Source organism: Kitasatospora sp. NPDC038210 (assembly GCF_055600605.1).
This window is the reverse complement of the sequence record NZ_JBVJYK010000062.1, coordinates 1-8,564: the sequence shown is the minus strand read 5'-3', so window position 1 is coordinate 8,564 and position 8,564 is coordinate 1. Positions and strand designations below refer to the sequence as shown.

General features: G+C 68.8%; 8 protein-coding genes. 2 read left to right on the top strand and 6 right to left on the bottom strand.

All coding sequences use genetic code 11. The features are described 5' to 3' along the window. Positions 1-1,138: 1,138 nt before the first annotated feature. Positions 1,139-1,402 carry a hypothetical protein gene (locus ACZ7KX_RS42190; protein WP_470331261.1) on the bottom strand — a complete coding sequence of 88 codons (264 nt, stop codon included), beginning with the start codon at positions 1,400-1,402 and terminating at the stop codon, positions 1,139-1,141. Positions 1,403-1,429: 27 nt separating this feature from the next. Beyond that, on the bottom strand, positions 1,430-2,329 hold the full coding sequence (locus ACZ7KX_RS42185) for a hypothetical protein (RefSeq protein ID WP_470331260.1): 900 nt from the start codon (positions 2,327-2,329) through the stop codon (positions 1,430-1,432). A gap of 1,021 nt (positions 2,330-3,350) precedes the next feature. On the opposite strand from ACZ7KX_RS42185, the gene ACZ7KX_RS42180 reads away from it, so the two are divergent. Then, positions 3,351-3,908 (top strand): hypothetical protein, encoded by a 558-nt coding sequence (locus ACZ7KX_RS42180; RefSeq protein WP_470331259.1) that lies wholly within the window; start codon positions 3,351-3,353, stop codon positions 3,906-3,908. Between the two features lie 40 nt (positions 3,909-3,948). Here ACZ7KX_RS42180 and ACZ7KX_RS42175 read toward each other — a convergent pair whose 3' ends face one another. From ACZ7KX_RS42175 to ACZ7KX_RS42160, 4 genes are all read right to left on the bottom strand, one after another. Further along, a complete protein-coding gene (locus ACZ7KX_RS42175) occupies positions 3,949-4,242 on the bottom strand; it encodes a hypothetical protein (protein ID WP_470331258.1) in 294 nt (97 codons plus the stop codon). Continuing rightward, positions 4,239-4,520, bottom strand: coding sequence for a hypothetical protein (locus tag ACZ7KX_RS42170; RefSeq protein ID WP_470331257.1), 282 nt, complete (start codon positions 4,518-4,520; stop codon positions 4,239-4,241). Before ACZ7KX_RS42170 ends, ACZ7KX_RS42175 begins: the two co-directional genes overlap by 4 nt. Before the next feature lie 424 nt (positions 4,521-4,944). Next, positions 4,945-5,343, bottom strand: a complete 399-nt coding sequence (locus ACZ7KX_RS42165; protein WP_470331256.1) for a hypothetical protein — start codon at positions 5,341-5,343, stop codon at positions 4,945-4,947. Beyond that, positions 5,340-6,194, bottom strand: coding sequence for an IS5 family transposase (locus ACZ7KX_RS42160; protein ID WP_470331255.1), 855 nt, complete (start codon positions 6,192-6,194; stop codon positions 5,340-5,342). The genes ACZ7KX_RS42165 and ACZ7KX_RS42160 overlap by 4 nt, the downstream gene beginning before the upstream one ends. Before the next feature lie 814 nt (positions 6,195-7,008). Here ACZ7KX_RS42160 and ACZ7KX_RS42155 point away from each other — a divergent pair. Then, on the top strand, positions 7,009-8,259 hold the full coding sequence (locus ACZ7KX_RS42155; RefSeq protein ID WP_470331254.1) for a competence protein CoiA family protein: 1,251 nt from the start codon (positions 7,009-7,011) through the stop codon (positions 8,257-8,259). Positions 8,260-8,564 lie beyond the last annotated feature (305 nt).

Genomic DNA, 8,564 nt, shown 5'->3' with positions numbered 1-8,564 from the left:
CCATCCGCATAGCGCATACCAACGGGATAGCGCGCAAATGATGGTCAGTCAGCTACACAAACAGGCCAATCACCTTGAAGAGCCGATGTCAGTAATGTCGGCATGGCCATACCTTTGATTTTCCAAGTTTGCAGGTCAGCGGCATGATCGCCTGCCGTGCCTCTTACATAAAAAGGCACACCACCGCGCTACCGCAGGCCTGCCTCCGGCGGGCTGGCTGCCCGGGCCGGGCACGGTTTGGCCCTACTGGCCGGGGCCGACTGGGGTCACTGCGCCAAGCATGGAAGTCCGGCTGCCGCCGGACCCGCGCCTCGACGGCCTTTTCCATGTCTATGAGTCCCGGTGGTTGGTGCCCACGTCCTGCTGACACTGAGGCCCGGCGCAGGGCGGTGACAGGGCGGTCCCTGCCAGCGCTCCGAGGTCGTGAAGGTCCGCAGAGAAGTCATCGCCAGGTGGGTGGTGACCTCGATAACCGCTCGGTGGCGGGCAGGCGCAGTACTCGCTGCAGGCCGTCCCGGTAGGTGGGTCCGCTCAGCACGGCATCGGTCGCCTGCTCGATGGCCAACTGCCCAGTGTCACGCCGTCTTCGGCGTGACCGGTGCGGCGACGGGCCGACGGCTGGGCCGGCCACGGCCCTGACGGCGGATCCGGCGGCGCAGGGCAGGCGGCAGGGGCTGGTCCAGCGCAGCCCTTGGCGCTGGCCACGGGTGCGGGGGCGGAGCACGCCGCGCCCAGCCACCCACACAGCTGCGGTCCGCATCGGTCCGTAGTTGCCGCCCGTACCCGGCCGTGCGGCAGGGCCGATGGCGGGCGCCCGGGTGGGTGGGGGAAGAGCGAAGGGGGAAAGTCCATCGCTCCAGCAGCGTGTGGTGACCAGGTTGCTCGCGGCGGTCAGGACTCGATGTTCACGATGACGGTGCGGTGGCGCGGGCCTTGTCGAGGCTGATGGTGCGTCAGGCGGATGGCTTCCTCGGAGTGAGCAGAACACTGGCCGCAGCCAGCCTGAATCCCGCCCTGCTCTTGTCCGGCTGGTGGCTGGAGTGCCCTGGCCCCCGTATGTCGCAAAGCTCATGGGCTATGGCAGGCAGCCCACGAGTGGGCTGCCTGCCATAGCGTTCATCGATTGCTGTCCGGGGTGCTACACGTGGGCACGGCGGCGGCTGTAGTGAGCGATCTCCAGCACGGCCAGCCCCCAGAACAGTCCGGACATGCCGGCCACCGGCTGGTGCAGATCCATGACGGTGCCGATGAGGTAGGCCGCCGCGGCAGCAGCCAGGCCGGCGCCGATGGCTGCGGCGTCACGGTAGATGGCGAATCCGGCACGCTGCTTGCCCGCGAGCAGGAATCCTCTGGAGACCGTGACGATGACGAACACGATCACTCCGCTCCACATGAACCACATGGAGGCACCCCCTTTACTTGGTGACGGTCAGTCGCAGTACTGGCCGCTGTAGGTCGACGCTACCCCGTAGCTCTTGAGCTTCACGCACTCGCCCTTGCCGACGGCGATCGCCGCCTGAGCAACGGTGACGGCGACGATGGGGTCGACGACGATGTCGAGCGGTCCGCCGACCGCGGTGATGATGGCGAGGGCGGTGGCCCCGCCGCCGGCGATGGCCTGGGTCTCGCCCTTGTTGAAGTAGGCGGTGCCCGAAACAATGCCCCAGCTGAAGTGCGGGTCCGCGACGACCGGGAACGCGGTGGACTTGTTGGTCTCGATCGTCTGGGTGAGCTGGTCGCCCTGGAGCGTGTAGTGGGTCGGCAGGGCCTTGCCGGCGGCGTCCTTCGCCCAGGGGGCGTCGATGTGGCCCTTGGAGATAGCGATGCCCTCGCCCGCGTTCTGGACGATGTCGTAGCCGCCCGCGCCGTCGGCGATGAGGGTGGCTCCGGCGGGCAGGTCCAGGTTGAACGTCTGGCTGGTGGGCGCCGAGCTGTCCTTGAGCGTGATCAGGGCTCGCGCGCCGCCGTCGGTGGTGGCCTGGGCGGCGAAGTCGGTCGCCTTCTGGGCGTCGGTGTACACGACGGTGCCGACGCCGCCCTTGACGCCGGTGGAGGCCTTGGCGCCGGACAGGCTCAGGGCGACGGCGGTGCCGTCAGACGCGGTGGCGCTCAGGGCTCCTGCGGCGTTCACCGGGGCGTTGACGGTCACCGTCTTGACGACGGCGCTCGCGGGACTGTCGGCGGTCGCCGTGGTGTCGGCCAGCGCAGCGGTGCCGGTGGCCTTCTCGACCACGACGGCCGTCGAGGTCTGCTGGCCGGGGCCGTCAGCGAAGGCGGGAACGGTGCCGGACGCGATGGCGGCAGCGGTGCAGGCCGCGAGAATGGCCATGCCGAATCGACGGTTGGTGCTACGAACTTCGCGCATGATTCCCCCCAAGGGATGCGTTTTTTAGCCCACGAATCGCCATACAATTCGAAGGCAAAGCTAAATAAAGACATGGCAAAGAAGCGCCATGGATTTACCCGCCGCGAACACGGTCGGCCCACTCTGGCGCCGACCGCGCAATGCGACTAAGGCTGTCGAAGACTGACAAATCAGCAGGTCAAACGCCCTGCATGGCACTCTGAAGCGCCACTTCGATAACCCCCCGGTCTGTCGCTACCGGCCGGTAGCGACATGACAAGTAAAGCATTCACACCGTTTCTCAGGGTCACATCTGAGCAAGATCTGAGCATCTTGATCAACGGCCTGCCCGAGTTGTGTGTTCGCACTCCCTCTAGGCGAAGAATCCCATCCGCCGATATTTCCCGGCGCTGCTTTAGCGGAACCGCATCCCCCGGATAGTCGGGCAGGCCTAGGGCGGTCCGGCCGGTGCGGTGACGGGCGGGCAGCAGGGCCGGCAGCGGTCCAGGCGGCAGCATGGCGGCTCCAGTACCGCCGGGCGCGGGCCACAGGTGCGGGGCGGACCACGCCACGCCAGCCACCCGGGGCGCTGTCGATCCGCAACGCCATGGCGGTTGCCGCCCGGCTCCGGCCGGGGAGGTAGGACACCGGGGTCACTGACGATGCGGGGAGCCCGAGAGGCCCGCCGAGCCGCAGCCAACGGCCGGCACCGCCGACCGCCTCCGGCGCGTGATCGATAGCGCCCTGCTGCCCGAGGACCTCACCGACCTCGCCCTCTACTACCGAGCCGAGGCGCACCGCGACCTCGGCCGTTCAGCCGCCCCCGCCAGGGCATGCAGCGGGTCGCCGCCGGCACCACCGCCTCGCCCCCGCCGCCCGCCGGGGACTGGCCCACCTCGCCCGCACGGCCGACGACTTTCCCACCGCCCTGGCCACCGCCCAGAGCCTTGGCTGCGCCGGACGCCAGCACCGCGTCCTCGGCGACCTGCGGTGGGTCCACGCCGAGATGGACCAGGCCGCCGCCTACGAGGCCGCCCGTACCGACGCCGAGCAGCACGCCGTCGCCGGCGAGACCGCCACCTCCCAGGCCCAGCTCGCCTTCGTCCACGCCTTCACCGACCCCGAGACGGCCGACGACGACCTCGACCTCGCCGACCAGCTCCTGACCGGCCTCGACCTGCGCGCCACCACCCTCACCACCCGCATCGCCGCCCTCGTCCGCGACGCTGGCACCGACGAACCCGACTTCCTCGACCGCGCGGCCGTCCTCGGGGCCGACGTCCGCGCCTCCGGCGTGCGCGCCGCCCACACCACCCTCGCCATCGCCCTGTGCTTCCACCACGCCGTCCTCAACGATGACGACGCGCTCGACACCGCGATCCGCGACCTCGACCAGCTCACCCGCGACCGCGACTACGCCTACTACACCGACATCGCCCACTTCATGGCCGGCCGCGACCTGCAGCACCCCTCCCCCGCTCGCTGGTTCGACGGCCCCGACCCCGTCCGTGCCCGCTGGCGCACCCTCGTCACCGACCGGCAGAACCGCCCCGCACGGCCGTAACGAAGCGGCCCGCCCCTCCGAGGAGAGGCGGGCCGACCGATCAGTCCGCTCGCAGGATCCGCGAGACGTAGATCCCGGGCGGATCCGACGCCTCGTTCACCGCATACTCCACCAGCCCCAGATCCCGGCGCAGCGGCGCCGAGTACATCCCGGGGCGGCCCGGTACCGGCATGCTCAGGTGCGGGAAGGGGTTCTCACGCAGGTCGACGAGGAACGCCACCACCGCGGAGAAGGTGTCGGCTGGTGTGCCCGGGTCGCCGAGGAACTCCTCGACGGCCGGGGAGATGGTGAGCGGGTCGTGCTCGTCGTCCGGGAAGTCGCCGTGGTCGCTCACAGGGCCCCGAGTCGGCGCAGGACCGCGGACGCGGAGGTACCGGGGGCGGTGCCGGCCTGGACGGCGGCGTGGATGCGGTCGCCCTCCGGGTCGCGGTACAGCTCTGCTCGCAGCCACCACCGCTTCAGCACGCCGCCGATCGTTTCGATGTCGGCTTCGCCCATCTCCCGGTAGAACTCCATTCTCTGCGCGGGGGGCAGGGCCGCGGCGACGGCGTCCTGGGTACGCGGGATGGGCTGCTGGCCGTCGTGGTGGCCGTGCAGGGGCGCTGCGCTCACCGTGTCCTCCGGGCGTCTCGTACGGGCGGGACCGGTACCAGTGTCCCCCTTCGCAGGCTCCCGTCGGTACCCGGGTCCTTCCGGCCCCCGGTGAGCCACTGGCCGATCTCCCCAGAGACGGAGCGAGCCAGCTGGTGCGCGTGCCGGCCCCAGCAGTTCTCCCCGTTTCCACCTACCAGATCTAGTAGGTGGTCGGGGCTCGCGGGGATGCTCCGAGCAGCGCACCATATGGTTCGGTGCCCCGCTGGCGGGCGAACTTGCGGGAGTGGCGGTGGCGTGGGCCCCGGCTCCGGTGCGCCCGGCCGACAAGGACGTCGACCAGGCCGTCGTCGAGCCCGGAGGCTCTAGCGGCGGCTGTGGAGCGGCGCTCGGGGATGAGAGAAGTAGTCGTACCAATCGACGAACGGGGCACTGTCAGAGGACGTTAAGTCCGTTTTTGATAGCGGCCGCGTCCGGGTTGGTCGAGGAATCCCTGACGAACGAGTCGTCCCAGGCGGGAGCGGGTGACGTTGATCGAGGGCTCGTCGGTGGGCAGCTCGAGGAGTTCGTGCAGCTCGCGGACTCGGAAGACCTGTCCGGGGTGCTCGTTGAAGGCGGTCACGATGCGCTTGTAGACGGTGGTGTCCTCGGTGGGGGCCGGTTCGTGGTCGGGTGGGGTGAGGCCGTCGATGACCTTGCGGGTCGCGGTGAGCGCGGCCAGGTGGGCCTCGATTTCGACGAGTCCGGCGGTCAGCCGCTCGATCTGCTCGCGCAGGCCGGTGGCGCGTGCGGCGGTCTCGTCGTGCTCGGCCTGCAGCCGCCGTAGGAGTTCGGTCACGTTCACGCGGCCAGCTCGACGTCGTCGCGCCAGGCGGGGCTGGGAGTGGTGAGGCGGCGGAGCATACCCGCGGTGGAGGCCCAGTAGACGCGGGAGGCGGCGTTGTCGGGCCGGTGGTCGTAGTCCCGGGCGAGGCGCCGGTGGAGCATGAGGGTGCCGTTGACCTGCTCCACCACCCATCGCTTCGGCTGCGGAACGAAGCCCCTGCCGTGGTCGTCGGGGTTGCGGCGGACCACCTCGACGGTGATGTCGTTCACCGCCCCGTGGATGATCACGGCGTCCTTGAAGCCCTGATCGACCAGGACCTTCTCCAGGCGCATCCCGCAGCGTTCGGCAGCCTGGTCCAGCAGGGCGACGCCGGCTTCGTTGTCGTGCGCGCTGGCGGCGAGGATCACCACGCCGATGATCAGGCCCAGCACATCGACGGCCAGTCCCCGCTTCCTGCCGGGTGTCTTCTTGTTCGCGTCCAGTCCCGTCGTCCCCTTCGGCACCCCCGCCGCCACGCGGACGGACTGGGTGTCGATGATCACCAGGGACGGGTCCTCTAATCGCCGGGCCCGCTCCCGCACCTGGCAGCGCAAAATCTCCTGGATCCGCTGGTCAAGACCGTCCTGGCGCCACAGGGTGAAGTAGTAGAACACCGCCGACCAGGCCGGTAGGTCGTGCGGCAGAAGCCGCCACTGACAGCCTGTCCGATTCTGGTAAAGCAAGGCGTTCACGACCTCGCGCAGGTCGCAGGAGCCCGGGTCCCCGGTCGCCGAGCGCGACACCCGCTCCTGCTTCCAGGCGGTGACCAGCGGCTCGATCAGGGCCCACTGCCCGTCGGACAAGTCTGTTGAGTACGGCATCCGTTCCATGCACCAACACCAACATGCACACGACAGGCGCGTCAGCCTGAACAGCTCCGTACGCACGAACGGGCGACACCAGATCATCCAGAAACGGACTTAACGCCCTCTCAGATCTGATGGTGCCCCTGGTCCGGCTAGCCGCAGGGCGCGGCCTCCAGCTGGTCAGTTGGAGACGGTCAGTGCTGCGCAGTGCAGGCGGCAGGATGGCGGGTCCAGCGGCCTTCTCCGAACACCACGAAGACCTACACTGCCGGCTGGCGGGTGTGGGAACGCTTCTGCAGCGACCAACAGATGCCGCTGTGGAAGGCAGCCGTGGCGCCCTGGTCGCCTTCGCCGCGTGGATGCTGCGCGAAGGATGCGAGCACCTCGCCCCGGATGGGGACCCGCGGTTACGCACAGACGAAGCCCACGATTCTGGCCTCCCCCGGCCTGCCCGGGGACGCGGGCGAGCACCTGGCGGCGCGGGCCGCGCTGCTGGACGGCACCTACCGGGAGGTTGCCTCCCGCGTCTTGCCGATCTTGCCGTCCGCCACCGAGGCGAACGGCTGGCTCCGTGTGAGTTTATCAGGGCCCTGCGGGGTCTCCGCTTCCGCCATTGTTTCACTCTAGTGGCCTACGGCAATTCTCTGCTCGCGGCTTTCAACGCGCAGAGCAATAAAAGGGGCGAATTACCATTCCGATAATTCGACCATTTGTTCGGTGGGCTGTGGGTGTGCAGCCGTCCGCCGGATCCGATCAAACCGGCCAGGGTCGGACTGTCAGTGCGCCGAGGCACAATTGGCCTCCCCCCGTGTGCAGTTGCTGACTGAGACGAGGATCCATGGACAGTACGAGTGGCCAGTCCTACTACAAGCGCAACCCTGTCTACTGCGTCCTGGTCGACGGCCTCCTCGACCTCGACCGCGCTGACCTCGGTTACCCGCAGCACAAAGGCCTCTGGGAACTCCTGCTCGCCGACAAGCGTCCCGTCGAACAGCGGGGACTTTACTGTCCGACCTGCTACAAGCAGAACCCCGGGCATATCGAATGGATGTACGTCTACAGCAAACGGGGCCTCAGAATCGCCGCCCACCACAACAGCGATCAGCGGGACCACGGCGACGGCGAAAGCGACCAGCACAAAGCCCTGAAAGAACGCTTCGCCCGGGCAGCCGAGCTCGGCGGCTTCCGAGCCGAACTGGAAGTACGCGCTGAAGACGGCCGACGTCGCACCGACGTCCTGGTCACGGGTGCCGACGGACGGCAGATCGGCTTCGAACCCCAGCTCTCCTACTCGACCGCCCCCGCCGTCCGCAAGCGCGACGCCGTCTCCCGCGAAGAGGGCGTCACCCCCGTCTGGCACGTCCTCGACCCGAAGGCCCCCCTGATCGACCACGTGCACTGGAGCCGCACCGACAACCTCCCGCCCGAGGCCATCCTCAACGACCGCGACATGCTCGTCCGCGGCGGCGTACGCAGCCTCGAACTCGACAAGTGCGACCACACCAACCCGTTTCCGTGCCCCGTCCGCCGCAACGGACGCTGCGGCAACTGGCATCCGCGCTGGGAACCGCGAGGCCGCCAGCTGGACGACTTGGTCCGCGACATCGCCGCTGGCGACTACGTCCCTCTCACGACCAAGCAGAGCCAGCGCACCCTGCGGTTCTGGATTTCGCGCACCGACTTTGACCTCTTCACCGAGAACGGAGGCCAGGAAGCCTCCCCCGAGCCTGCACCGAAGAAGAAGCGGATCCGGATCCCCGTACAACGGGACGCCGAATGCATCAGGACCCGAACCGAATCGGAGTGCCGCTCAACACCGCAGCCACCACGGGACTCCGGCGAGTCCTTCCGTCCAGCCGTCACCATCACCCGGGCCACACCCCCACCTCTCCCCACCGTAGTCCGCCCACCGATTGAATGTCCGGCCCTCAACGTCACCTGGGACCAGCGCCAGGCCGCCGCCGCCGAGGCGGGCTGCAAACCCTGGGAGCTCGGACCCTGCGCAGGGTGCGGCGCACCCATCAACCGCTACGGACCGCACCCCGCCCACGCGTGTGCCCCATGCCGGGCGCGCTACGGCAGCCGGTGAACATTCCCGCCCACCGGACCCACGAGCTCTGTGGATTCGCCAGCGTCGTCGCGGGTTCGGGGACCATAGTGGTCTACGTCAGTCTATTCGGCTTCGTGTCACGGCTGCATCGACTGACGGGCCGGATGCAGTGGAATCGCCCCGGCCCCGGTCGCGCGAGCAATGGCAAAGACGGCATTAACGGAGTCGACGGCACTGGTGATGGCCTGGCCCAGGGTCGTTTCAAAGTCCTGGTGAGCGCGTGAGTCCGCAGGTCACGGCGATGCAGGGATCCATGCTGGGCCGTCACGAACGCATCGAAGCTC